Origin of the sequence: Streptomyces humi (assembly GCF_001005085.2) — a bacterium.
GTDB lineage: Bacteria > Actinomycetota > Actinomycetes > Streptomycetales > Streptomycetaceae > Streptomyces > Streptomyces humi.
On the sequence record NZ_LBMU02000013.1, the window covers coordinates 100,195 to 125,469 of the forward strand.

22 protein-coding genes and 1 pseudogene are annotated in these 25,275 nt (G+C 71.5%); 16 read left to right on the forward strand and 7 right to left on the reverse strand.

Annotated elements, in window-relative coordinates:
• Positions 1-3: 3 nt before the first annotated feature.
• The 3 genes from AAW13_RS04415 to hutI are packed head-to-tail and all read left to right on the forward strand — an operon-like array spanning position 4 to position 3,757.
• On the forward strand, positions 4-1,206 hold the full coding sequence (locus AAW13_RS04415; RefSeq protein WP_206306147.1) for an allantoate amidohydrolase: 1,203 nt from the start codon (positions 4-6) through the stop codon (positions 1,204-1,206).
• Positions 1,203-2,558, forward strand: coding sequence for a formimidoylglutamate deiminase (locus tag AAW13_RS04420; protein WP_046730324.1), 1,356 nt, complete (start codon positions 1,203-1,205; stop codon positions 2,556-2,558). Before AAW13_RS04415 ends, AAW13_RS04420 begins: the two co-directional genes overlap by 4 nt.
• Before the next feature lie 20 nt (positions 2,559-2,578).
• The gene (hutI, locus tag AAW13_RS04425) at positions 2,579-3,757 is read left to right on the forward strand and encodes an imidazolonepropionase (RefSeq protein WP_046730323.1); all 1,179 of its coding nucleotides are present in this window, start codon (positions 2,579-2,581) and stop codon (positions 3,755-3,757) included.
• 1 nt (position 3,758) lies between these two features.
• On the opposite strand, the gene AAW13_RS04430 is transcribed toward hutI, so the two are convergent.
• Together AAW13_RS04430 and AAW13_RS04435 are read right to left on the reverse strand one after the other, a co-directional pair.
• Entirely contained in the window at positions 3,759-5,264 is a 1,506-nt protein-coding gene (locus AAW13_RS04430; protein WP_046730322.1) for an RICIN domain-containing protein, read from the reverse strand.
• 226 nt (positions 5,265-5,490) lie between these two features.
• Positions 5,491-6,378 carry an RNA polymerase sigma factor SigF gene (locus AAW13_RS04435; protein WP_046730321.1) on the reverse strand — a complete coding sequence of 296 codons (888 nt, stop codon included), beginning with the start codon at positions 6,376-6,378 and terminating at the stop codon, positions 5,491-5,493.
• A 303-nt stretch (positions 6,379-6,681) separates the two neighbouring features.
• On the opposite strand from AAW13_RS04435, the gene AAW13_RS04440 reads away from it, so the two are divergent.
• The 6 genes from AAW13_RS04440 to AAW13_RS04465 all read left to right on the forward strand — a co-directional run bounded on the left by AAW13_RS04440 (position 6,682) and on the right by AAW13_RS04465 (position 12,082).
• Positions 6,682-7,068: an STAS domain-containing protein gene (locus AAW13_RS04440; RefSeq protein WP_046730320.1), complete on the forward strand. Its 387-nt coding sequence runs from the start codon at positions 6,682-6,684 to the stop codon at positions 7,066-7,068.
• Positions 7,069-7,249: 181 nt separating this feature from the next.
• Complete coding sequence (locus AAW13_RS04445) at positions 7,250-7,768, forward strand: ATP-binding protein (protein ID WP_046730319.1); 519 nt, start codon at positions 7,250-7,252, stop codon at positions 7,766-7,768.
• Between the two features lie 165 nt (positions 7,769-7,933).
• Complete coding sequence (locus AAW13_RS04450; protein WP_046730318.1) at positions 7,934-8,662, forward strand: LPXTG cell wall anchor domain-containing protein; 729 nt, start codon at positions 7,934-7,936, stop codon at positions 8,660-8,662.
• Between the two features lie 29 nt (positions 8,663-8,691).
• On the forward strand, positions 8,692-9,693 hold the full coding sequence (locus AAW13_RS04455; RefSeq protein ID WP_240528531.1) for a COG1470 family protein: 1,002 nt from the start codon (positions 8,692-8,694) through the stop codon (positions 9,691-9,693).
• Positions 9,694-9,725: 32 nt separating this feature from the next.
• Entirely contained in the window at positions 9,726-10,760 is a 1,035-nt protein-coding gene (locus tag AAW13_RS04460) for a neocarzinostatin apoprotein domain-containing protein (RefSeq protein ID WP_046730328.1), read from the forward strand.
• 2 nt (positions 10,761-10,762) lie between these two features.
• Complete coding sequence (locus AAW13_RS04465) at positions 10,763-12,082, forward strand: hypothetical protein (RefSeq protein WP_046730317.1); 1,320 nt, start codon at positions 10,763-10,765, stop codon at positions 12,080-12,082.
• Positions 12,083-12,152: 70 nt separating this feature from the next.
• On the opposite strand, the gene AAW13_RS04470 is transcribed toward AAW13_RS04465, so the two are convergent.
• Entirely contained in the window at positions 12,153-13,649 is a 1,497-nt protein-coding gene (locus tag AAW13_RS04470) for an oligopeptide:H+ symporter (protein ID WP_046730316.1), read from the reverse strand.
• Between the two features lie 491 nt (positions 13,650-14,140).
• Between AAW13_RS04470 and AAW13_RS04475 the strand changes: the two genes are divergently transcribed.
• Together AAW13_RS04475 and AAW13_RS04480 are read left to right on the forward strand one after the other, a co-directional pair.
• Complete coding sequence (locus AAW13_RS04475) at positions 14,141-14,818, forward strand: response regulator transcription factor (protein WP_007382513.1); 678 nt, start codon at positions 14,141-14,143, stop codon at positions 14,816-14,818.
• Between the two features lie 156 nt (positions 14,819-14,974).
• Positions 14,975-16,249 carry an ATP-binding protein gene (locus AAW13_RS04480; protein ID WP_046730315.1) on the forward strand — a complete coding sequence of 425 codons (1,275 nt, stop codon included), beginning with the start codon at positions 14,975-14,977 and terminating at the stop codon, positions 16,247-16,249.
• Between the two features lie 8 nt (positions 16,250-16,257).
• On the opposite strand, the gene AAW13_RS04485 is transcribed toward AAW13_RS04480, so the two are convergent.
• Positions 16,258-16,761 carry a GtrA family protein gene (locus tag AAW13_RS04485; protein ID WP_046730314.1) on the reverse strand — a complete coding sequence of 168 codons (504 nt, stop codon included), beginning with the start codon at positions 16,759-16,761 and terminating at the stop codon, positions 16,258-16,260.
• Between the two features lie 207 nt (positions 16,762-16,968).
• Between AAW13_RS04485 and AAW13_RS04490 the strand changes: the two genes are divergently transcribed.
• Positions 16,969-18,108, forward strand: a complete 1,140-nt coding sequence (locus AAW13_RS04490) for a 5-(carboxyamino)imidazole ribonucleotide synthase (protein ID WP_046730313.1) — start codon at positions 16,969-16,971, stop codon at positions 18,106-18,108.
• 51 nt (positions 18,109-18,159) lie between these two features.
• Here the strand turns inward: AAW13_RS04490 and AAW13_RS04495 are convergent.
• Positions 18,160-19,336, reverse strand: a pseudogene (locus AAW13_RS04495) (RNA-guided endonuclease InsQ/TnpB family protein); the annotation flags it as partial.
• Positions 19,337-19,485: 149 nt separating this feature from the next.
• On the opposite strand from AAW13_RS04495, the gene purE reads away from it, so the two are divergent.
• Positions 19,486-20,007, forward strand: coding sequence for a 5-(carboxyamino)imidazole ribonucleotide mutase (purE, locus tag AAW13_RS04500; protein ID WP_071659425.1), 522 nt, complete (start codon positions 19,486-19,488; stop codon positions 20,005-20,007).
• Between the two features lie 21 nt (positions 20,008-20,028).
• Positions 20,029-21,207, forward strand: coding sequence for a dipeptidase (locus tag AAW13_RS04505; protein WP_046730310.1), 1,179 nt, complete (start codon positions 20,029-20,031; stop codon positions 21,205-21,207).
• A gap of 31 nt (positions 21,208-21,238) precedes the next feature.
• Here the strand turns inward: AAW13_RS04505 and AAW13_RS04510 are convergent, their stop codons facing one another.
• Positions 21,239-22,372, reverse strand: coding sequence for an alkene reductase (locus AAW13_RS04510; protein WP_046730309.1), 1,134 nt, complete (start codon positions 22,370-22,372; stop codon positions 21,239-21,241).
• Positions 22,373-22,429: 57 nt separating this feature from the next.
• On the opposite strand from AAW13_RS04510, the gene AAW13_RS04515 reads away from it, so the two are divergent.
• A complete protein-coding gene (locus tag AAW13_RS04515; RefSeq protein WP_046730308.1) occupies positions 22,430-22,789 on the forward strand; it encodes a MerR family transcriptional regulator in 360 nt (119 codons plus the stop codon).
• Positions 22,790-22,898: 109 nt separating this feature from the next.
• Positions 22,899-24,020, forward strand: coding sequence for a dipeptidase (locus AAW13_RS04520; protein ID WP_046730307.1), 1,122 nt, complete (start codon positions 22,899-22,901; stop codon positions 24,018-24,020).
• A gap of 60 nt (positions 24,021-24,080) precedes the next feature.
• On the opposite strand, the gene AAW13_RS04525 is transcribed toward AAW13_RS04520, so the two are convergent.
• Complete coding sequence (locus AAW13_RS04525; protein ID WP_046730306.1) at positions 24,081-25,238, reverse strand: acyl-CoA dehydrogenase; 1,158 nt, start codon at positions 25,236-25,238, stop codon at positions 24,081-24,083.
• Positions 25,239-25,275 lie beyond the last annotated feature (37 nt).

The following is a 25,275-nucleotide window of genomic DNA, read 5'->3' on the forward strand; positions in this document are numbered from 1 at the left end:
GAGATGTGGCGGGAGTTGTCGCCCATCGGTCGGCATCCCGAGTCCCACGGCTACCGGCGGTTCGCCTGGAGCGGGGCCGATGGTGAGTGCCGGGCCTGGTTCCGGGAGCAGGCCGAGGGGCGCGGGCTGACGTACGAGGTCGACCGGAACGGGAACCAGTGGGCCTGGCTCGGGGACCCGGAGGCCGGTGACGCCGTCGTCACCGGGTCGCACCTGGACTCCGTACCGGACGGCGGCGCCTTCGACGGGCCCCTCGGTGTCGTGTCCTCCTTCGCCGCCCTGGACGAACTCCGCGGACGGGGGGTCGAGTTCAGTCGGCCCCTCGCCATCGTCAACTTCGGTGACGAGGAGGGCGCCCGGTTCGGGCTCGCCTGCGTCGGCTCCCGGCTCACGGCAGGGCAGCTGACCGTCGAGCAGGCGCACCGGCTGACCGACGGGGACGGGGTGAGCCTGCCCCGCGCCATGGAGGCGGCCGGATACGACCCCGACGCCATCGGCGCCGACCCCGAGCGGCTCGCGCGCATCGGTGCCTTCGTCGAACTGCACGTGGAGCAGGGCCGGGCGCTGGACCTGTCCGGTGACCGGGTCGGCATCGCCAGCGCGATCTGGCCGCACGGACGCTGGCGGTTCGACTTCCGGGGCGAGGCCAACCACGCCGGCACCACCCGGCTGGTGGACCGGCGCGATCCGATGCTGTCGTACGCCGAGACCGTGCTGGCCGCCCGCCGCGAGGCCGAACTCGCCGGTGCCGTCGCCACCTTCGGCAAGATCGCCGTCGAGCCGAACGGCGTCAACGCCATCCCCTCCCAGGTGCGCGGCTGGCTCGACTCCCGCGCCGCCGACCAGGCCACCCTCGACACCGTCGTGAGCGGCATCGAGCAGGCGGCCCGGGAGTACGCGCGGGCGCACGGCATCGACCTCGACGTCGTCCGGGAGTCCTTCACCCCGGTCGTCGAGTTCGACCACGCCCTGCGCGACGAACTCGGCCGCATCCTGGGCAAGGACACCGGTCTCACCGTGCCCGTCCTGGGTACGGGTGCGGGACACGACGCCGGGATCCTCTCGGGGAGCATCCCGACCGCCATGCTGTTCGTGCGCAACCCCACCGGCGTCTCGCACTCCCCGGCCGAGTTCGCGGCCGAGGACGACTGCGTGGCCGGGGTGAGCGCGCTCGCCGACGTACTGGAAGGGCTGGCCCGCGCGTGACGACACGGACGACGTACTGGTTGGAGTACGCCTGGCTGGACACGAACGTCGAGCCAGGTGTCACCGTGGAGGTCGCCGACGGCCGGATCACGGCGGTGCGGACGGAGACGCCCGCGCCGCCGCCCGGCGCCGAGGTGCTGCGCGGTCTCACCCTCCCGGGCCTGGCCAACGCCCACTCGCACGCCTTCCACCGCGCCCTGCGCGGCACGGTCCAGGTCGGCTCCGGGACGTTCTGGACCTGGCGCGAGCTCATGTACTCCTTCGCCGACCGGCTGACCCCGGACACCTACCACGCGCTCGCCCGCGCGGTGTACGCCGAGATGGCGCTGGCGGGCGTGTCCTGCGTCGGCGAGTTCCACTACGTCCACCACGCCCCCGGCGGCACCCGCTACGCCGACCCCAACGCCATGGGCGAGGCCCTGATCGCGGCCGCCGCCGACGCCGGGATCCGGATCACCCTCCTCGACACCGCCTACCTCTCCTCGGGTCTCTCGAAGCGGCCCGGCGGCGAGCCGCCCAACACCCACCAGCTGCGCTTCTCCGACGGCAGCGCGGAGGCCTGGGCAGAACGCTGTGCAGTTCTCAAGGAACGGGATCACGCACGGATCGGAGCGGCGATCCACTCCGTACGGGCCGTGCCCGCCGACCAGTTGGCGACGGTGGCCCGCTGGGCCGAGGAGCGGCGGGCCCCGCTCCACGTGCACCTGTCCGAGCAGACCGCGGAGAACGACGCCTGTCTGGCCGCCCACGGCGTCACCCCCACCCGGCTGCTCGCCGACCACGGCGTACTCGGCCCGCGCACCACCGGCGTCCACAACACGCACCTCACCGACGAGGACATCGCGCTGCTCGGCGGCAGCGGGACCGGCACCTGCATGTGCCCGACGACCGAACGGGACCTGGCCGACGGCATCGGACCCGCCGTCGCCCTCCAGCGCGCGGGTTCCCCGCTCTCCCTCGGCTCCGACAGCCACGCCGTCATCGACCTGCTCGAAGAGGCCCGCGCGATGGAGCTGAACGAGCGGCTGCGCACCCGCACCCGGGGCCACTGGACGGCCGCCGCCCTGCTGCGCGCCGCCTCCGCCGACGGGCATGCCGCCCTCGGCTGGGACGACGCCGGCGCCATCGAGACCGGCCTGCTCGCCGACCTGACGACGATCGCGCTGGACTCGGTCAGGACAGCGGGGCCGCTGCCCCGACTGGGCGCCGAGACGGCCGTATTCGCCGCGACCGCGGCGGACGTCCGGCACACGGTCGTCGCGGGCCGCCACGTCGTACGCGACGGCGCGCACACGCTCGTACCGGACGTGCCGGCAGCGCTCGCGGACGCCGTCGAAGCCCTCCGCGCCTGACGACCCCCCACGAGGACACCATGAGCAGCAGCACCGCCATCACCGACATCGCCACGCTGGTCACCAACGACCCCTCCCTCGGCGACAACTCCCCTCTCGGTCTGATCCATGACGCGGCCGTCGTCATCGACGGCGACCGTGTCGTGTGGACCGGTGAATCCAGCAAAGCACCCGCCACTGACAACCGGGTCGACGCGGGCGGCCGGGCCGTGCTGCCGGGCTTCGTGGACTCCCACTCGCACCTGGTCTTCGCGGGCGACCGCACCCAGGAGTTCAACGCCCGCATGTCCGGCCGCTCCTACACCGCGGGCGGCATCCGGACCACGGTCGCGGCCACCCGCGCCGCCACGGACGGGGAACTGGAACGCAACCTGACCCACTACCTCGCCGAGGCCCTCCGCCAGGGCACCACCACCTTCGAGACGAAGTCGGGCTACGGCCTGACGGTCGAGGACGAGGCGCGGGCCCTGCGCATCGCCGCCGCCCACACCGACGAGGTGACCTACCTCGGCGCCCACATCGTCCCCCCGGACCACGCCGACGACCCGGCCGCGTACGTCTCCCTGGTCACCGGCGAGATGCTGGACGCCTGTGCCCCGTACGCCCGCTGGATCGACGTCTTCTGCGAGAAGGGCGCCTTCGACGGCGACCAGGCCCGCGCGATCCTCACCGCGGGCAGGGCGAAGGGCCTCACCCCGCGCGTCCACGCCAACCAGCTCTCCTACGGTCCGGGTGTCCAGCTGGCCGTGGAGCTGGACGCGGCGAGCGCCGACCACTGCACCCACCTGACGGACGCCGACGTCGACGCGCTGGCGAGCGGCAACACGGTCGCCACCCTCCTGCCGGGCGCCGAGTTCTCCACCCGGGCCGAGTGGCCGGACGCCCGTCGTCTCCTCGACGCGGGCGTGACCGTCGCCCTCTCCACGGACTGCAACCCCGGTTCGTCGTTCACCTCCTCCGTGCCCTTCTGCGTCGCCCTGGCCGTCCGGGACATGCGCATGACCCCCGACGAGGCGGTCTGGTCGGCCACGGCGGGCGGCGCGGCGGCCCTGCGCCGGGACGACATCGGCCGCCTGAGCCCCGGCGCCTACGCCGACCTGACCCTCCTGGACGCCCCGAGCCACGTCCACCTGGCCTACCGCCCGGGCGTCCCGCTGGTCAGCGCGGTGTGGCGGCGGGGTGAGCGGGTGGCCGGCTGAGTCAGCGGGCCCCCGCCCGCCAGTGCTGGGCCGGGGCCTCGTCGTCCGGGGTCAGGGCGAGCGCGTCGTCGCCGGCCGGGGTGAGGGCCGTTCCGATGGCGATGGCCGGGCGGATCTCGCCGTCCGGGTCCACGGTGAAGCGGAGGTTGTCGCCGTGGTCGCCGTCCACCGAGGAGCACTGCCAGATGCCGACGCCCTTGTCGACCGACCCCCGGCTGTCGAGGCAGAAGCCGGGGTCCTCGGCGGATTGCAGGACCCCGCGGTCCGCGTCGACCCGCCAGCGCTGGGAGGCGGCGCCGGAGCAGGCGGCGGTGACGACGTCGGTGCCGTTGTCGAAGTCGGCGTCGAGGACGTCCAGGCAGCGCCCGGTCACCGCGTTCACGACCTGCGCGTAGGAGGCGCCTGGCGGCCTGGGAGCGGGTGAGGCTGACGGAGACGCCGAAGGTGACGGGGGCCGGGTCGGGGACGGGCTGCGGGACGGGGACGGACCGCGGGACGGGCGTCGTGCGGGGGTGGGGGAGACGGTCGCCGTCGCCGTCACGGTCACCTGTGGAGTCGCGGGCGGCGAGGGCGTCCCCGTACTCCGGGCGGGTGCGGCCGGGCGGTCCAGGAGAAGCAGCAGCAGCGGTACGAGGGCCACGCCCAGGGCGGCCGAGGTCAGCAGGAGCCGGCGGCGGGCCGGGGGCCGACGGCTCGTGCGCGGGCCCGGCAGGGGCTCGGCGGCCGGCGCCGGCGCGCCGCGCTGACGTACGTACGCCGTCCCGGCCCACGGCAGCAGCCCCTCCGCCAGCGCCTCGCGCGGGGTGTCCCGGAGCGCGCCGAGGTCCTCGAACGCCGCCGTGCAGTGTGCGCAGTGGGTCATGTGCGCGTGCAGGTCGGCGCTGTGGCGGGGGTTCTCCGGACGGACCGCCTCCTCGATCAGCCGGCGGAAGTCCGCGCAGCGCGGGTCGTCGCTGGCGGCCAGCCGGTCGCGGAGGCAGGCCTGGGCCAGGGAGTGCAGCGCGGGTGGCACGCCGTACCTGACGTCCTCGGGGGTCAGGCCGAGCAGGGCCGCGGTCCGGGCTTCCGGCTCCCCGTCCAGCACGCCGTACCAGAGCAGGCCCTGGGTGCGGGACGGAAGGGACCGGAACGCCGTGAGCAGCGGCGGGGCGGGCGGCTCGGTGCCGCCCGACGAGTTCAGGACCAGCAGGAAGGCGGGGTCCAGGGCGGCGGAGCGGTCGTCGCGCGCCCACCGGGCCGCCAGCCCCGCGGTCAGCAGGAGCAGGTGGTGGCGCAGGGGTACGACCGGCTCGGCGCCGTGCGCGATGTCGCGGGCGGCGCCGGTGAGGGTCTGGGCGGTGAGCCGCCGGGCCGCCGCGTCACCGGTCGTGCAGTGCAGGGCGTACGCGAGGACCGCGGGCTGGTGGCGGGCGCGGAGTTCCTGGAGAGCGGGGTACGCGGTGGCGCTGGGGGCGCGCAGCAGCTCGGTCAGGCGCGCGTCCGGGAGAACAGGGTCGCCTGGTGTCATGCTCCGCCCCTTCGCGCCGCGTCCCTTCCTGACGTACCGGCCAGTCTGGAGCGTGCGCGAGGAGCGTGGGGCACCTTTGCCGAAAGAGCCGAAAGAGCCGAAAGAGCCGAAAGAGCCGAAAGAGCAGAGAGAGCGAGAAGTGCCGGAAGCGCTGGGAGCGCCGATGGAGCCGGAGGTGCTGGGACCGGCGGCCGGTCTGCGGCAGCCGAACGGCCGGCCCCCGCTCCTACTCCTCCAGCGTCAGCGCCTTCCGCAGCTGGACCAGCGTCCGGGACAGCAGCCGGGACACGTGCATCTGGGAGATGCCGAGTTCCTCGCCGATCTCCGACTGGGTCAGGCCCGCCACGAAGCGCAGCGAGAGGATCCTGCGGTCCCTGGAGGGGAGTTCGGCGATCAGCGGCTTGAGGGACTCGATGTACTCGACGCCCTCCAGGCCGTGGTCCTCGTAACCGATCCGGTCCGCCAGCGCGCCCTCGGAGTCGTCCTCGTCGGGCTGTGCGTCCAGGGAGGAGGCGGTGTACGCGTTGGAGGCCGTCATGCCCTCGACCACCTCGTCCTTCGAGATGCCGAGGCGTTCCGCGAGTTCCGCGACCGTGGGGGAGCGGTCCAGCTTCTGCGCCAGCTCGTCACCCGCCTTGGCGAGGTCCAGCCGGAGTTCCTGGAGGCGGCGCGGGACCCGTACCGACCACGACGTGTCGCGGAAGAAACGCTTGATCTCGCCGATGATGGTAGGCATCGCGAAAGTGGGGAACTCGACGCCGCGAGAGAGTTCGAAGCGGTCGATCGCCTTGATCAGGCCGATCGTGCCGACCTGGATGATGTCCTCCATGGGTTCGCTGCGGGAGCGGAACCGGGAGGCGGCGAACTTGACCAGCGCGAGGTTCAGTTCGACGAGCGTGTTGCGTACGTACGAGTACTCGTGGGTGCCTTCCTCCAGCGACTCCAGCCGCTCGAAGAGGGTCTTGGACAGGGCTCGCGCGTCGACCGCGTCGACCTCGTCGTACGGGGGGATCTCGGGAAGTTCCGCGATCAGTCCCTCGATGGCATCCAGTTGTTCCGGTGGGGGTGTCGACGTCGCCGTCCGGGTATGCGATGCGTCGAGCCGGGGTGACATGGTGTCCTCCATCGTTCTCGGCATAAGGCTGCCGAAGCCGTGCGTGCACTGCGGTGTGCGGCGCCTCCAAAGCCGGCCGTGTCGGTTACGTGTCCGTACTAGGCCTACCCGCTCCGTCGAGCCGATCGCAAGTCCGTTCTATTACCATTTGTCCAGTTAGGAGAGGTTGTTCGGGTGTCGGAGTCCGTGGAGAAGGCGTAATGTTCGAGGGCGTCGCCGAGCCGTTCGGCGGACATCGGCGAGCATCGTCAGACATCGGTCAGACGGGGCAAAAGCGGTCACGACCTCGGGAGAGAGACGGCAATGGACCACGGGACGGTCGGCAGCGCACAGTCGGGCCGGCTTCTGGTGGAGGTACGGGAAGAGGGCTCCAGCGCCGTGGTGACTCCGGCGGGTGAGCTCGATCACCACACCGCCGATCTGTTGCGCGAGCCACTCGACGACCTCCTCGACAAAGGGTTCTCACGCCTTGTCGTCGACTGCTCACGCCTCGAGTTCTGCGACTCCACCGGGCTCAACGTGCTGCTCGGCACCAGGCTGCGCGCCGAGGCCGCCGGCGGCGGGGTGCACCTCGCCGCGATGCAGCCGGTCGTCGCCAGGGTGTTCGAGATCACCGGGGCCGAGGCGGTGTTCACCGTCCACGACTCCGTGGCGGCGGCTCTGGCCGGCGAGACCGACGACGAAAGCTGAGCTCCGACCCGCCGTCCGGAACAGGGGGGTGTTCCCTCGGATCGGTCGGGCAGGAGTGATTCTGGATCTGCCGATGCCCGACCCGGCCAGGTTTGAGCGGATCGGACAGGCGCAGACGTACGAGACTGCAACAACGCGAATTTCGAATCGTGAACCGGTGAAACGGTGAGGTGAAGCGCTGATGAGCACCACCCGGCCTTACCCGCCGGGCGACCGCGGCCCGGAGCCCAGCGGCGCTTCCGGGATGTCCGAGGCGGCGGCGTCCGACATGCCGCCCACCTCGTCGGGGGGTCGTCAGGTCCGCAGAGTGCGCCTGGAAGGTGAGAGCGGGGTGGTGCCGCTCGCCCGCGACTTCACCCGCCAGGCGCTGTACGCGTGGGGGTGGCTACCGGCCGCCACCGCCGACCGCAGGGCCGCCGCGGAGGACGTGCTGCTCGTGGTGTCCGAGCTGGTCACCAACGCGTGTCTGCATGCCGAGGGGCCCGACGAGCTCTTCCTGGCCTGCGACAACAAGGTGATCCGGGTGGAGGTGTCGGACCGGGGCAACGGCCAGCCGGCGCCACGGACCCCGCACCGGGCCGGACGGCCGGGCGGGCACGGGATGTTCATCGTGCAGCGGCTCTGTCTGGACTGGGGGGTCGTCCGGACGCCGGGAGCGGCCGGCAAGACCGTCTGGGCCGAACTCGGGGCGCCCGCGTAACAACTCGGGGCGCCCGCGCGACACGGCACGGCGGCGCCCGCGCGATACGGCACGGCGGCGCCCGCGCGATACGGCACGGGGCGCTCACACTTCCGCCACGCCCTTTCTCTTCCCTCCTCATGAGCCCCGGCGTACCTTGACGGCCCATCTGATACGCCGTCAGGAATGAGGTGGACCGTCGTGCCGTCCCCCAAACGAACCGCCGCGCTCGCGTCCGCCGTCGCGCTGGCCGGCTCGGCGGTACTGCTCGCCGCCCCGGCTGCGCACGCCACCGTCGTCGACGTCAACTACGCGTGCAAGACGCCGATCGGCGACAAGAGCGCCGTTTCCCCCATCGACATCAAGGGCGTCAAGAGCGGCAGCGGCTACAGGATCACGATGTCCTGGCAGAAGGGCGTCTCCTCCAGCCCCGTCGAACTCGGCAAGGGCGCGATGAGCCCGAGCGCCACCATCAAGCTGGGCGGTGCCGACAGCGGGACCATGAACGTGACCGGCTCTCCCAACCAGGCCGCGATCCCCGCCAACACGCCCATCAAGATCAATGACCTGAGCGGCACCTACACGCCGGAGAAGTCCGGCAAGGTGACCTTCACGCCGGGCACGCTCACCATCAAGGCGCTCGGTACGACGACGACGTGCAACCCCACCAACAGCCCCGGGCCCGCCCTGACCCTGGACGTGACGGCGTCGGGTGGCGGTTCGACCGGTTCGGGTTCGTCGGGTTCCGGCTCGTCGTCGTCCGGCGGTACCGGCACCGACTCCGGAGGGACCCTCCCGAAGACCGGACCCGAGGACTCCTTCGTCGCGCTCGGCACCCTCGGCGGCACCGTGCTGCTCGCGGGCGCGGCCGGCACCCTCTGGCTGACCCGGCGGAACCAGACCGCACGCCGCTGACCCGACGGGTCCGACCGCTGGAGCCGCCCATGCCGCCCGCGAAGTCAGCCGGCCCCGCCCGGCCGCCCCGGTCCACCGGTTCGCCCCGGTCCACCGGATCACCCCGGTCCACCGGATCGCCCCGGTCCACCGGGACGGCCCGGCTCGCGCCGCCCGTCAGGCCCTGGCCCCCGGTCCGGTCCGCGCCGCCCGTCCGGTCCGCCGTCCGGGGGCTCGGGCTCGCCGCCCTCGTCCTGGTCGCCGCCGCCCCGCACGCGCTGGCCGCCGAGGGCTGGTCGGTGGTGCCCTCGGGCGGTGGCCGGCCGGCCTTCTACGCCGAGGGCGCCCCGGGAACCGTCCTCCAGGACACCGTGTCGGTGACCAACCCCGGCGGACGCCCCGTGACGGTACGGCTGACGGGCACCGGCCTCCCCGTCACCCTCGCCGAGCCGAGCGTCCGCGTGCCCGCCCGCACGCGCGCCGACGTCCCCTTCACGGTGACCGTCCCGGTGGGCGCCGCCCCGGGCGACCGCACCGGCACCCTCGTCGCGAGGGACGCCGACGGCCGCACCGGCACCGTCCGCATCCGGCTGCGCGTCGGAGGACCCGCCCTGACCGCCCTGACCGTCGAACACCTCGCCGTCCACGGCGACCGCATCACCTACGAACTGGTCAACCGCGGTACGACCGTGCTCGTACCGAAGGTCGCGGTGCACGCCGACGGAGTCCTCGGCCGGGTTCTCGTGGACCGTGCGCCGCGCACCCTCCCGGTCCGCCTCGCCCCCGGCACCCGCACCGGGCTGAGCGAGCCCTGGCCCGGCCGGCCCGCCCTGGACGCCGTCGACGTCCGGCTGACGGCGACCGCGGCGGGCGGTGCGCACGCCACGGCGAACACCCGGGCCCGCTTCGTGCCCTGGGGCGCGGTGGCGGGCACCGCGGGCGCGCTGACGGCGGCGGCCGCCTTGACCGTCGTACGACGGCGCGGGCGCCGCGTCGGCCCGGCGGCCGAACCCCTGCCCATGACGGACGAGTTGACGGGAGCGGCGAGGTGAGGGCGCGAGCGTTCCTGGTACTGGCGGCGGTGATGGTGCTGCTCGGGACCCCGTCGGCGGCGACCGCGGCCGGCGGGCCGGCCGTCACGGTCTCCAAGTCCGAGGCCGGGACCGGTGGTTCGATCACCGTGAGCGGCACCGGCTGGCGGCCGCACACCCTGCTGATGCTGCTGATCTGCGGCCGGGCCACTCCCGCCCGGGGCGTGCTCGGCGGCACCAACTCCTGCGCCAACGCCGACGGACGGGCCGTCACCACCGACGCGGACGGCCGGTTCAGCAAGCGGCTCCCGGTCGCCGAACCGCCGGTGCCCTGCCCCTGCGTCGTCCACGCGGCCACCGTGACCGGCGCCGGCGCCGACGCGGACGCCGTCTTCCAGGTCGCCGGGCACGCCGTCCAGCCACTGCCCGCCGCGACCACCGGCGGCCGCCTCTCGATGCTCACCGACACCCGTCTCGACGGCTCCTCCGGACTGCTGACCTGGTTCGGCGCACCCCCGTCCCGCACCCTCGTCTTCACCATCGGCAACGCCGGCACGACCACGCTCAAGGACCCCGTCTTCCAAGTGGGCACCGCACACGGCGTGTTCGCCCCCCAGTGGGACGAGCAGCAGTGGCGCGGCAGCCTCGCGCCCGGCGGGAAGGCGAAGATCGAACTGCCCGTCGAACTCTCCGCCGGGGCGCACGGCGACTACACCGTCTCCCTGAAATACGACGGCAAGGTCCTCGCCGAACAGCCCTGGGGCGTCGGCCGCCCCTGGGGGGTGACCCTGTTCTGGCTGCTGCTCTGCGTGGTCGTACCCGCGGCCGTCTTCCGCGTCGGCATGGCCGTGGTGGACCGGGTGCGGCCGGCCCGCGGCCACCGGGGCACGCGCCGGCCGGCCCTCCGCGTCCCCCGTCTCCGCGCGCCCGCCTCCGGGCCCGCGCCCGCCACGACCTCGACCTCGACCTCGACCCTGCCGTGGTTCACCCCGGACGACGATCCGGGCACCGCGGCCGGCCGGCTCTCCGCACCGCACGACGACAGCCCGACGAGTCCCACGACTCCCACCACGAAAGGACCCACGTGATCATGCGAAGGAGAGTGACACCGGTCAGAGCGGGTGCGGCGGCGGCCGCGCTGGTCCTCGGCGGGGCGGGCGTCCTGCTCGGCGCGGCCGCCGGCACCGCCCAGGCCGCCGAGGTGTCGTACGCCACCCACTGCGTACCGCCCGCCGGGGTCGCCGACCCGATCGACGGGACCACCAAGGTCGACATCACCGCGCCCGCCACCGCGAAGGTCGGCGACACGGTCGACATCACCTGGAAGTTCGTGCAGGCCGCGTCCAAGAACCCGGACATCATCGACCTGCCCGCCGACTCGGTCCAGCCGTCCGGCACCCTCAAGGCGGCCGGTGCCCAGAGCGCCGACGTCGCGATGCAGGGGCCGCGCAAGAACCCGGCGATCCCCAAGGGCGGCGACATGGTGCTGTCCGACATGACAGGCACCCTGAAACTGACGTCACCCGGCGAGGTGACGCTCACCCCGGACACGTACACGGTCAACGCGTACGGCACGAACACCGTGTGCACACCGACGGGGACGGTGGCGAAGGCGGCGACGATCGAGGTGAGCGGGACCGGTTCGACGGGTTCGGCGAGCCCCACGGACACCACGTCCGCGTCCGCCTCGCCCTCCGGCTCGGCGAGCCCCTCCGACTCGGCGTCCGCGTCCGCGTCGGCGTCGTCATCGGCCTCCGCGTCCCCCTCCGACGGCACGGGCAGCGGCCAGACCGACTTCACGGGCAAGGAGGTCGAGATCCCCTACGCCTGCAAGACGCCCATCGGCGACAAGAACGCGACCTCGCCGGTGCAGATCAACGCCAAGAAGAACGGCGGCGGTTTCGACCTCACCGTGCAGTTCAACGGGTCCGTGATGGACAGCCCGGCCGACATCCCCGCGGACTCGGTGAAGCCGTCGATGGAGGTGGTCCTGGGCGGCGCCGACAAGGGCACGGTCCATGTGGAGGGCCCCACCAACTCCTCCGCGATCAAGTCCGGCGACCCCATCGACATCCCGGACCTGACGGGCACGTACAAGCCGGGGGCGAGCGGGACGTCGACGCTGTCGCCGGGCGTCCTGACGGTCAAGGCCCTCGGTACGACGACCACGTGCACCCCGACGAAGACCGAGGTCTCGCTGACCCTGGACACCACGGAGCAGGCGAGCGGGGCGTCGGGCAGCACGACGACGTCGGGCGGCTCGTCGAGCGGTTCGAGCGGCAGCGGCGGCCTGGCGGAGACCGGCGACACCACCAACGGCGCACTGAAGGCGCTCGGCCTGGTGGCAGGAACGGCCATCCTGCTGGGCGGCGCCGTGTTCACCTTCATGCCTCGGAAGAGGACGAGGTGACGAACCGTCAGTCGATACACAGGAGGGCCACCCCATCCAGAAGATGCGGTGGCCCTCTGCGAGAAGACGATCAGTGAACGTCGCCCATGAGCTCGCGGACCTTCTTCCGGTACATCCACACGGCCGCACCGGCGACCACGGCGAGCACCGCCTGAAGCGCCACGATCCCCGTCTTGTTCAGGTCGACACCGGCGATGGACAGCAGCCCGGTGGTCGCGTCACCCGCGGTCACCGCGAGGAACCACACACCCATCATCTGGGACGCGTACTTCGCCGGAGCCATCTTCGTCGTCACGGACAGACCCACCGGCGACAGCATCAGCTCACCCACGGTCTGCACGAAGTAGATGCCCACCAGCCACATCGCCGCGGCCTTGTGACCACCGTCGGCGATCGACAGCGGCGCCAGGAACAGGAAGAACGACGCACCGATCAGCACCAGACCACCGGCGAACTTCACGGCCGTGCTCGGCTCCTTGCCGCGCCGCGCCATCGCCAGCCACGCCCAGGCGAAGACCGGCGCGAACGCCATGATCATGACCGGGTTGACGGACTGGTACCAGGAGACCGGGAAGTTCCAGCCGAAGATCGTGTTCTTCGCGGAGGCGTCGGCGAACAGCGAGACGGTCGAGCCGCCCTGGTCGTAGATCATCCAGAAGACGGCCGCGGCCACGAAGAACCAGATGTACGCGCTCATCTTGGACTGCTCGGCGCGGTCCAGGTCCTTGTCCCGCTTGATGCGGGCGATGACGACGACCGGGATCAGCAGACCGGCGATCGTGATCGGCACCAGCAGCCAGTTCAGCGTGTAGACGCCGGAGACACCCACGACGACGTAGAAGACCGCGGCGACGGCGGCCCAGAAACCGGCCTTCGTCAGCGTCGCCTTCTTCTCCGCCGCGGACAGCGGGGTCGGGACGATGTCCGAACGCGAGCTCAGGTGGCGGGTGCCGAGCAGGAACTGGGCGAGACCCAGCGCCATGCCGACCGCGGCCAGCGCGAAGCCGAGGTGCCAGTTGTAGTTCTCGCCGACGGTGCCGATGATCAGCGGCGCGGCGAACGCACCCAGGTTGATGCCGATGTAGAAGAGCGTGAAGCCACCGTCACGGCGCGGGTCGTCCGGGCCCTCGTACAGGTGGCCGACCATCGTGGAGATGTTGGCCTTCAGCAGACCGGAGCCGATCGCCACCAGGCCGAGGCCCGCGAAGAACGTGCCGGAGCTGGGCAGCGCCAGCGTCAGGTGGCCGATCATGATGACCGTGCCCGCGACGGCGACCGTCTTGCGGGGACCGAGGACACGGTCGGCGAACCAGCCGCCCGGCAGGGCGAGCAGGTACACGAGCGACAGGTACACCGAGTAGATCGCCGTCGCCGTGGCCGCGCTCATGTGCAGGCCGCCGGGAGCGACCAGGTACAGCGGGAGCAGGGCCTTCATGCCGTAGTAGGAGAACCGCTCCCACATCTCGGTCATGAAGAGGGTGGCCAGTCCGCGGGGGTGGCCGAAGAAGGTCTTCTCGGAACCGGGGGTGCCCGGTCGGACCGAGTCCTTCGTCAGGCTGGACGCCATGGTCGTTCCTTGCTGGTCGGAGCGCGCGGTGGGGCTCTGCGCACCCGTGGGGGGATCGGCCGGCACCGGCGGGTCTGCCCGTCCACCCCACGCCCAGGGGGAGTCCGCTCCGGGTCGCGGGGCGGCGGACGGCGACCACCGGGATCCACGCCCCGCGACGCCGTGTCGCGTCCGGGGCCCGGCCAGAGGTCATTCCTTTCGAGGCTGACGGAGGTCAGCCCGCACACAAAAGAGACCTTCAGGGCGAGATGCCCACCAAAGGTCCCCGGGTGTACTACAGGCGTTCACGTCACTGTACGTCAGGACACTGCCGGATATGGAAGGACTTGAGACACGGATCACAGGTGTCGAGGGAACCTCAGGACCGGTTTCGAAGGCCCCTTCTACGATCGCACCCCTCGCCCACAGGTTCGTACCACTGTGCCCCAAGGTAAGAATCCCTCGTGCCGATCACACTCCTGTACTGCGCGTGAGCGGACTACCATCACCTCATGACCCGTGTACTGCTCGCCGAGGACGACGCGTCCATCTCGGAGCCGCTGGCCCGCGCCCTGCGCCGGGAAGGTTACGAGGTCGAGGTGCGCGAGGACGGACCGACCGCACTCGACGCCGGAATGCAGGGCGGCATCGACCTGGTCGTGCTGGACCTCGGGCTGCCCGGCATGGACGGCCTGGAGGTCGCGCGCCGGCTGCGGGCCGAGGGCCACGCCGTGCCGATCCTCATCCTGACCGCGCGGGCCGACGAGGTGGACACCGTCGTCGGTCTCGACGCGGGTGCCGACGACTACGTCACCAAGCCGTTCCGGCTCGCCGAACTGCTCGCCCGGGTACGGGCGCTGCTGCGGCGCGGGGCCGCGGAGCCCGCGCAGCCGCCGGCCACGCACGGGGTGCGGATCGACGTCGAGTCGCACCGGGCGTGGATGGGTGACGAGGAACTCCAGCTCACGGCGAAGGAGTTCGACCTGCTGCGGGTGCTGGTGCGGGACGCCGGACGGGTGGTCACGCGGGACCAGTTGATGCGGGAGGTCTGGGACACGACCTGGTGGTCGTCGACCAAGACGCTCGACATGCACATCTCCTGGCTGCGGAAGAAGCTCGGCGACGACGCGGCGAACCCGCGGTACATCGCCACCGTGCGGGGTGTCGGGTTCCGTTTCGAAAAGAGCTAGGTCGGCTACGCGCGTCGCGCCGTGGGTGGCTGATGCGGTGTGCGCGGCCGGGCGTCGTCGTCGGCCGGTCGCGCAGTTCCTCCCCCGGCCTTCGGCCGGGGGTACCCCCAGCGCCCCTTTTCGGGGCGCTGATGTGGCCGTTTCCCGGAGAGTGCCGTGCGTCGTCGTCTGATCCAGTCCACCCTCGCCGTCGTGCTCGTCGTCATCGCCGTGTTCGGTGTCTCCCTCGTGATCGTCGAGTCGCGGACCATCAGCAACAGCGCCCAGGAACGCGTCGACTCCGAGGCGCTGCGGCTCGCCAGCATCGTGGACAGCCGGATCCTTGAGGACGAGGACGTCACCGCGGAGATACTGCGCAGTCAGGTCTCCAAGGAGCAGTACGCCGTCATCAGGATCCCGAAAAAGCCGCCGATCGAGATCGGGTCGAAGCCCGAGGGCGACGTCATCCACTACACCGCGGACGGTGAGGAGGGCGAGACGGTCACCGTCCAGGAGCCGCGCTCCACGGTGACCCGGGAGGTCGGCCGTACGCTGCTCATCATCGGGGCGGTGGCGCTGCTCGCCGTGATCGCCGCCGTGCTGCTCGCCATCCGGCAGGCCAACCGGCTCGCCTCCCCGCTCACCGACCTCGCGGAGACCGCCGAGCGGCTGGGCTCGGGCGACCCTCGGCCCCGGCACAAGCGGTACGGCGTCCCCGAGCTGGACCGGGTCGCCGACGTCCTGGACTCGTCCGCCGAGCGGATCGGGCGGATGCTCACCGCTGAGCGACGGCTCGCCGCCGACGCCTCCCACCAGCTGCGCACCCCGCTGACCGCGCTGTCCATGCGCCTGGAGGAGATCACCCTCACGGACGACCCGGACATCGTGAAGGAGGAGGCGAACGTGGCGCTCACGCAGGTGGAGCGGCTGACGGACGTCGTCGAGCGGCTGCTCACGAACTCCCGCGACCCGCGCACCGGCTCCGCCGTCTCCTTCGACCTGGACGAGGTCATCCAGCAGCAGCTCGCCGAGTGGCGGCCCGCCTACCGCGGTGTGGGCCGGGCCATCGTCAGCTCCGGCAAGCGGCACCTGCGGGCCGTGGGCACCCCGGGCGCGGTGGCACAGGTGCTGGCCGCGCTGATCGAGAACTCGTTGATGCACGGTGGCGGCACGGTCGCGCTGCGCACCCGGGTCACCGGCAACCAGGCCGTGGTCGAGGTGACCGACGAGGGCGGCGGGGTGCCCGCCGACCTCGGCAACCGGATCTTCGAGCGGACCATCAGCGGCCGCAACTCCACCGGGATCGGGCTGGCCGTCGCCCGCGACCTCGCGGAGGCCGACGGCGGCCGGCTGGAGCTGCTCCAGGCCCAGCCCCCGGTCTTCGGCCTGTTCCTGTCCCGGACCCCGCCGCAGCACAAGCCGGCGGGCGAGGACCACCCCACGGTCCGCTAGGACGCCGCTCAGCGGACCCGCTGCCTCGGCTTCGCCGAGTCGGCGGCCCGCTCCAGGATGGCCTCCGCGTCCGCGACCGTCTCCCGGGCCGGCAGTGCCTTGAACACCCAGGTGCGGTACGACCAGAAGCGGAACAGCGTCGCGACACCGATGCCGACGAACTTGAAGACGTTGCTCTGTAGCGGGCTGTCCCAGCCGAAGCCGTAGGTCGCCAGGTACAGCAGACCGTTCTCGATCACCAGGCCGACCGCGCTGAACAGCAGGAACAAGGTGAGTTCCTTGGTGCGGCCACCCTTGTCACGGTCCCGGTACGTCCAGTAGCGGAACCCCAGGTAGTTGAAGACGATGGCGACGACGGTGGCTATCACGCTCGCGCGCACCACCGGCAGGTCGGTGACGTGCCGGACCAGGTTGAAGACACCGAGATTGACGAGAATCCCGGCCCCGCCGACGGCGCCGAACTTGGCGACCTCTCGTACGAGCCGTTGCAGCCCCGAGGAACCACGTTCCATGGTTGTGCGGGCTCCCGTCCGTAGGTATTGGCGACCCAGCCATGCTAACGACCCCGGGTGTTCCCTGCCTGTGGATGGCGACACAGGTCGGGAACGGCTTGGAAAGAAGACCGGAAAACCGGGGCAAGAGGCAACGAAGCGGCAGGTAAGAGCGCTGGTGGAGGGTGTGGAATCCGGCCACCCCGGCGCGGCCGATACCCTGGGGGCGTGACGTTCCCGGTAGTCGGCATGGTCGGCGGGGGTCAGCTCGCGCGTATGACGCACGAGGCGGGCATCCCGCTGGGCATCAGGTTCAAGCTCCTCAGTGACACTCCTCAGGACTCGGCAGCCCAGGTGGTGAGCGATGTCGTCGTCGGCGACTACCGCGACCTGGACACGCTCCGCGAGTTCGCGCGCGGCTGCGATGTGATCACCTTCGATCACGAGCACGTCCCCACCGAGCATCTGCGGGCCCTGGAGGCGGACGGCATCCCCGTGCGCCCCGGCCCCGACGCGCTGGTGCACGCCCAGGACAAGGGCGTGATGCGGGCGAAGCTCACCGAGATCGGTGTGCCGTGCCCGCGGCACCGCATCGTGACCGACGCGGAGGACGTGGTCCGGTTCGCGGCCGAGGGCGACGGCTTCCCCGTCGTCCTGAAGACCGTGCGCGGCGGCTACGACGGCAAGGGCGTGTGGGTCGTCGAGACCGCCGAGGAGGCCACCGACCCCTTCCGGGCCGGCGTGCCGGTCCTCGCCGAGGAGAAGGTCGACTACGTCCGCGAGCTCGCCGCCAACGTCGTACGCTCCCCGCACGGCCAGGCCGTCGCCTACCCGGTGGTCGAGTCGCAGCAGGTCAACGGCGTCTGTGACACCGTGATCGCGCCCGCGCCCGACCTGGACGAGGACCTCGCCCTGCGGGCCGAGGAGATGGCCCTGCGGATCGCCAAGGAACTCGGCGTCGTCGGTCACCTGGCCGTCGAGCTGTTCCAGACCCGGGACGGCCGCATCCTCGTCAACGAACTGGCGATGCGCCCCCACAACTCCGGCCACTGGACCCAGGACGGCGCGATCACCTCGCAGTTCGCCAACCACGTCCGCGCGGTCCTGGACCTGCCCCTGGGCGACCCGCGCCCGCGCGCGAAGTGGACGGTCATGGTCAACGTCCTGGGCGGCGACTACCCCGACATGTACTCCGCGTACCTGCACTGCATGGCCCGCGACCCCAAACTGAAGATCCACATGTACGGCAAGGACGTGAAGCCCGGACGCAAGGTCGGCCACGTCAACACCTACGGCGACGACCTGGACGACGTTCTCGACCGCGCACGTCACGCTGCCGGCTACCTGAGAGGCACGATCACCGATTGACCTCGGCCTCTCCCCTTGGGGAGGGGCCTGCCGTGGTTCGCACCACGACGCTTCCTGCTTCATCGCCGACTGCCCGCCCGGAGGAACTCCGTTGGGGTCTTACACCGGCTCCACAGGCCGACACCGCCAGCCCGGCGGCCAGAATTGTCTTCGCGGCGTTGTGGTCCCGGTCGTGCTGGGTGCCGCAGCCCGCGCACGTCCATCGTCGGACGCTCAGGGGCAGCTCATCGTGGATCAGGCCGCACGTGGAGCAGGTCCTGCTCGATGGGAAGAAGCGGTCGATCGCGATCAGTTCGCGCCCGTACCAGGCGCATTTGTACTCCAGGAGGGAACGCAACTCCGTCCACGAGGCATCGGAAATCGCACGCGCAAGGGTGCGGTTGCCCGGCAGGCTCCGGACGGTCAGATCCTCGATCACGATCGTTTGGTTCTCACGAACGAGTCGAGTGGTCAGCTTGTGGAGGAAGTCCCGGCGCCGGTCGGTGATGCGCGCATGGATGCGTGTCACTTTGAGGCGAGCCTTCTCCCGGTTCCTCGAGTTCTGGGCCTTACGAGAGAGTTCTCGCTGGGCTTGTCCGAGGCGGGCTCGGTCTTTCCGCTCGAACTTGGGGTTGGTGATCTTCTCACCGGTGGACAGGGTGAGCAGGCTTGTGAGGCCCGCGTCGAGTCCCACCGTCGCGTCGGTGGCCGGCCCGGGGCTGACGGCGCTTTCTACGAGCAGGGAAACGAACCAACGGCCTGCCCTGTCCCGGGAGACCGTGACCGTAGACGGTTCGGTGTCTTCCGGAAGTGGCCGCGACCACACGACGGCCAGCGGTTCACGCATCTTGGCCAACGTGAGCTCACCGTTGTGGAAGCGGAACGCGGACCGTGTGTACTCGGCAGAGTCTCTCGACCTCTTCTTCGACTTGAAGCGAGGGTGTCGAGCCCGCTTGTCGAAAAAGGCCGTGTAGGCGGTCTGAAGATGACGCAGCGACTGCTGCAACGGCACGGAAGAGACTTGTGCCAGAAAGTCCAGCTCTTCGGTCCTCTTCCACTCAGTGAGCATCGCCGACGTTTCCACGTAGGAGACCCGGCGGTGCTCCAGCGTCCACGCCCGGGACCGTGCGTCGAGCGCCATGTTGAAGACCTTGCGCACGCAGCCGAAAGTGCGAGCCAGCTCGGCTGCTTGCTCCGGAGTCGGATAGAAGCGGAACTTGAACCCCCGCTTCACACTCGTGCTCCCCATGTTTCACACGGTAGCTCCTTTGATGTAAGCATGTCTGGCAGTCGGGGAATCCCGTCGTGCGGATCCGGATGAACCGTTACCCGCTCGCGAGCGAGGTGCCTACTCACACCCCTCGGCCCGAGGCCGAGAAGGTACGCAAGGAGATTGAGATGAGCCCCGTTGTTGGCATCGTCATGGGTTCGGACTCCGACTGGCCCGTCATGGAGGCCGCCGCCAAGGCCCTGGACGAGTTCGAGATCGAGTACGAGGTGGACGTCGTCTCGGCGCACCGGATGCCGCGCGAGATGATCACGTACGGTGAGCAGGCCGCCGACCGCGGACTGAAGGCGATCATCGCCGGCGCCGGGGGAGCGGCCCACCTCCCTGGCATGCTCGCCTCGGTCACGCCCCTCCCGGTCATCGGCGTCCCGGTCCCGCTGAAGTACCTCGACGGCATGGACTCCCTGCTCTCCATCGTGCAGATGCCGGCCGGTGTCCCGGTCGCCACGGTCTCCGTCGCCGGCGCCCGCAACGCGGGCCTGCTGGCCGCCCGGATCCTCGCCACGCACGACGAGGACCTCCTCCAGCGGTTGCGCGAGTTCCAGCAGGACCTCAACGACCAGGCCACCGAGAAGGGCAAGCGCCTGCGGTCCAAGGTCGAGGGCCCGACCGGCTTCGGCTTCGGCAAGTAGGACTCCGGGAAGCAATACGCAATGACCTCATCCGACGAAGCCCGGTCCCTGCTGCGCGAGTTCCCGGTCGTCGACGGCCACAACGACCTGCCGTACGCACTGCGCGAGCAGGTCCGCTACGACCTCGACGCCCGCGACATCGCCACCCACCAGAACGCGCACCTGCACACCGACATCCCGCGGCTGCGCGAGGGCGGGGTCGGCGCGCAGTACTGGTCGGTGTACGTCCGCTCGGACCTGCCGGGCGCGGTCCCGGCGACCCTCGAACAGATCGACTGCGTACGACAGTTGATCGCCCGCTACCCGTCCGACCTGCGGGCCGCGCTGACCGCCGCGGACATGGAGGCGGCGCGCGCGGAAGGCCGTATCGCCTCCCTCATGGGCGCGGAGGGCGGCCACTCCATCGACAACTCGCTGGGCACCCTGCGCGGTCTGTACGAACTGGGCGTGCGCTACATGACGCTCACCCACAACGACAACAACGACTGGGCGGACTCGGCGACGGACGAGCCGAACGTCGGCGGTCTGTCCGCCTTCGGCCGCGAGGTCGTCCGGGAGATGAACCGCCTGGGCATGCTGGTGGACCTGTCCCACGTCGCGGCCACGACCATGCGCGCGGCCCTGGACACCACCACCGCCCCGGTGATCTTCTCCCACTCCTCCTCCCGGGCCGTCTGCGACCACCCCCGCAACATCCCGGACGACGTCCTCGAACGCCTGCCCGCCAACGGCGGCATGGCGATGGTGACGTTCGTGCCGAAGTTCGTGCTCCAGGCGGCGGTCGACTGGACGGCGGCGGCCGACGACAACATGCGCGCCCACGGCTTCCACCACCTCGACACCACCGAGGAGGCGATGAAGGTCCACCGGGCCTTCGAGGAGAGCCACCCCCGCCCGGTCGCCACCACCGCCACGGTCGCCGACCACCTCGACCACATGCGCGAGGTCGCCGGCATCGACCACCTCGGCATCGGCGGCGACTACGACGGCACGGCCTTCACCCCCGACGGCCTGAACGACGTCTCCGGCTACCCCAACCTCCTCGCGGAACTCCTCGACCGGGGCTGGTCCAAGCCCGACCTGGCCAAGCTGACCTGGCAGAACGCGGTACGAGTACTCGGCGCGGCGGAAGACGTGTCCCGGGACCTCCGGACCACGAGGGCGGCGTCGAACGCCACGATCCAGGACCTCGACGGCTGACCCCGTCCCGGCGCGGCCTCGGCCGAGCCGGTCAGACGGCCCCGGGCAGGCCCGCGGGATCCGAAGCGGCTCGGTGGGGCCGCGGGGCCGGCAGGGTCGGGTAGTCCGTGTAGCCGAGCGGGCCGCCCACGTACATGAAGTAGCGGTCCCGGACCGGGTTGAGGGGTGCGGCCAGCCGTAGCCGGGTGACCAGGTCGGGGTTGGCGAGGAACGGGCGGCCCAGGGCGACCAGTTCCGCCCCGGCGGTCCGGAGCCGGCGGGCGGCCTCGGTGACCTCCTCCGTGGTGAGGTCGCGCAGGACCGGGTTGGCGATCAGCGTGCCGGTCCAGACGGCGCGCAGGCGGTGGAACAGCGGGGCGTCCGGGTCGGCGTGCACGAGATGGAGGTACGCCGGCCCGACGCCGTCCAGCCGCTCGGCGAGCGCCGGGTACAGGGCATCGGTGTCGGTCTCCGCGATGCCGTTGACCGTGTTGCCGGGGGAGATCCGCACGCCCACCCGGTCCGCTCCGACCTCGGCGGCCACCGCCTCCACCACCTCCGCCGTGAAGCGGACGCGCCCGGCGACCGAGCCGCCGTACCCGTCCGTGCGCCGGTTGGTGTTGCCGGCGAGGAACTGGTGCAGCAGATGGCCGTTGGCCGAGTGCACCTCGACGCCCTCGAAACCGGCGTCGAGCGCCCGGCGGGCGGCGGCCGCGAAGTCGGCGATCGTCGACTCGATCCCCGCCCGGCTCAGCTCCCGCGGCACCACGGCCGGGCGGTGTCCCCCCGGAGTGAAGACCGTCTCCGGCAGCGGGACCGGCGAGGGCGCCACCGGGGTCAGTCCGGTGGTCGCCGGATGGCTCACCCGGCCGCCGTGCTGGAGCTGGAGGAACATCCGTCCGCCGGCCGCCCGGACGGCGTCCGTGACCCGCCGCCAGCCCGCCACGTGCCGGTCGCTGTGGATGGCGGTGATGTTGGGGTACGTCTGCCCGACGGCGTTGGGCGTGGCCGCCTCCGCGATGATCAGACCGGCCGCGGCACGCTGGGCGTAGTAGGTGACCATGAGGTCGGTCGGGGTCCCGTCGGCCTCCGCGCGGTTGCGCGTGAGCGGGGCCATCACGAGACGGTTGGGGAGTTCGAGCCGGCCGAGCCGGGCCGGTGCCAGGAGGTCCGTTGTCCGCGTCATGGCCGTAACGTAGAACCTGACATCAGTGTCAGAATCAAGTCCTTCCGGAGGGCCGGCATGCGGATCGGGGAACTGGCCGGACGCACCGCGGTGAGCGAGCGGTCGCTGCGCTACTACGAGGAGCAGGGGCTGCTGACCGCCGAGCGGACGCCCGGCGGGCACCGGGACTATCCGGAGACGGCCGTCGACCGGGTCGTACGCATCCAGGAGCTGTACGCGGCCGGGCTGCACAGCACCCGGATCAAGGAGCTGCTGCCCTGCATGCGGGACCAGGACGGCGGGCCGTCGGCCGTCGCCACCCCCAGGCTGGTCGACGACCTCACCGCCGAACGCGACCGGATCGACCGTCTCATCGCCGACCTGGTGCGGTCCCGGGACACCCTGGACGAGGTCATCCGGGCCGCCGGGGAGAGCTGACCCGGGATACCCCCGAACGCCCCGTCCACCAGGAACCCTCCCGGCCGGGCGTGCGACCGTGGACTACAGCCCCTTCACGACGTAGCTCACGACGACGTACGGAGCCCCCATGGCCGACCTCCAGAACGACGTCCCCACCACGACCGAGGTCGGTCAGGACGACTGGCTCCCGGACGATCCCTTCCCCGCGGAGCGCGACTTCCCCGCCGAGTCCGGCTTCCCCGCGGACTCCGGCGGCGGGCTTTTGGAGCGGGCCCACGCCCTGCTGGCCGAACACCCGGTGGCGGACGGCTACAGCGGGCTGCCGCGGGCGCTCGGGCCGCTGCCCTGGTACGACCTGGAACTGGGCGAGACCGCCGTGGACACCGACGTCCCCCGGCTGCGCGAAGGGCACGTCGGCGCACTGTTCTGGTCGTTGCAGGTGCCGGCGGGCGACCGGGCCGTCGGCGCCACGCTGGAGCAGCTGGACCTGGCACGCCGGGTGGTCGAGGCACATCCGGAGGGGCTGCGTATGGTGCGCACCGCCGGCCAGATCATCGACGCCCGGCACTGCGGCCGGGTCGCCGTGGTGCTGGGTCCGGCCTCCGCCGCCGCCGTCGACGACTCACTCGGCATCCTGCGCGTCCTGCACTCCCTCGGCCTGCGGGTGCTCTCGCTCGCCGGTGCCGCCTGGGCGGGCGAGGACGGACTGACGAGGTTCGGCGAGGAGGTGGTGCGGGAGATGAACCGGCTCGGCGTGCTCGCCGACCTGTCCGGCGCCCCGGAGGCCACCCTCGCCCGGGTGCTCGCCCTCTCCAAGACACCCGTCCTGTGCACCCGCTCCGCCGCCGCGGCGGTACGCCCGCACCCCGCCAACCTCTCCGACGAGACGCTCGTGCTGCTGGGGGAGCACCGGGGGCTGTGCATGGTGCCGCTGACCGCCGACCAGACCGGGCCGACCGTCCCGGACGTCGCCGACCACCTCGACCACGTCCGCGTGGTCGCCGGCCCCGAGTGCGTCGCCCTGTCCGGCACCTACGACTCCGGCGCCGCCCACCCCCGCGACCTCGCCGACACCTCCTGCTACCCGCGTCTGATCGCCGAACTCCTGCGACGTGGCTGGTCCGAGACCGAGCTGTCCCTGCTGACCTGGGGAAACGTCCAGCGGGCGCTGCGCAGCGCCGACTTCACCGCCCGCGCCACCCAGCACCGCCGCGAACCGAACCAGCCCCGCCCGACCGAGACGGAGTGACCGTCCAGCGGAAAGGCGCCCCGTGGGGCGCCTTTCCAGGAGTCCTGAACGCCCGTGCCGTTACGGCAGGTTGCGCGCCATGACGATGCGCTGGACCTGGTTGGTGCCCTCGTAGATCTGGGTGATCTTCGCGTCCCGCATCATGCGCTCGACCGGGTAGTCGCGGGTGTAGCCGTAGCCGCCGAGGAGCTGGACGGCGTCCGTGGTGACCTCCATGGCGACGTCCGAGGCGAAGCACTTGGCCGCCGCGCCCTGGAAGGTGAGGTCGGCGTCGCCGCGCTCGGAGGCGGCCGCGGCCTGGTAGGTGAGGGCGCGGGCGGCGGCGATCTTCATGGCCATGTCGGCGAGCATGAACTGGATGCCCTGGAAGTCGGCGATCGGCTTGCCGAACTGCTTGCGCTCCTGGACGTAGCCCTTGGCGTAGTCGAGGGCGCCCTGGGCGACACCGAGCGCCTGGGCGGCGATGGTGATCCGGGTGTGGTCCAGGGTCTTCATCGCGGTGGCGAAGCCGGTGCCCTCGTCGCCGATCATGCGGTCGGCGGGGATGCGGACGTTGTCGAAGTAGACCTCGCGGGTCGGCGAGCCCTTGATGCCGAGCTTCTTCTCCGGGGCGCCGAAGGAGACGCCCTCGTCCGCCTTCTCCACGACGAAGGCGGAGATGCCCTTCGAGCGCTTCGAGGGGTCCGTCACGGCCATCACCGTGTAGTAGTCGGAGACGCCCGCGTTGGTGATCCAGCGCTTCACGCCGTTGAGGACGTAGTGGTCGCCGTCGCGGACCGCCTTCGTCTTCATGCCGGCCGCGTCGGAGCCCGCGTCCGGCTCGGAGAGGCAGTAGGAGAACATCCCGTCGCCCTTGGCGAGCGGGGTGAGGTACTTCTTCTTCAGGTCCTCGCCGCCGGACAGGATCACCGGGAGCGAGCCCAGCTTGTTCACGGCGGGGATGAGGGAGGAGGACACGCAGGCGCGGGCCACCTCCTCGATCACGATGACCGTGGCGAGCGCGTCGGCGCCGGAGCCGCCGTACTCCTCGGGGACGTGCACGGCGTGCAGGTCGTTGGCGACCAGGGCGTCCAGTGCCTCCTGCGGGAAGCGTGCCTCCTCGTCCACCGCGGCGGCGTACGGGGCGATCTTCGCCTCGACCAGCGCACGGACGACGTCACGGAGCATGTCGTGCTCCTCGGACGGGCGGTACAGGTCGAAGTCAGCCGATCCGGCCAAGGTCTCTCACTCCAGACGCAGTGGTGCTGACGCTAAT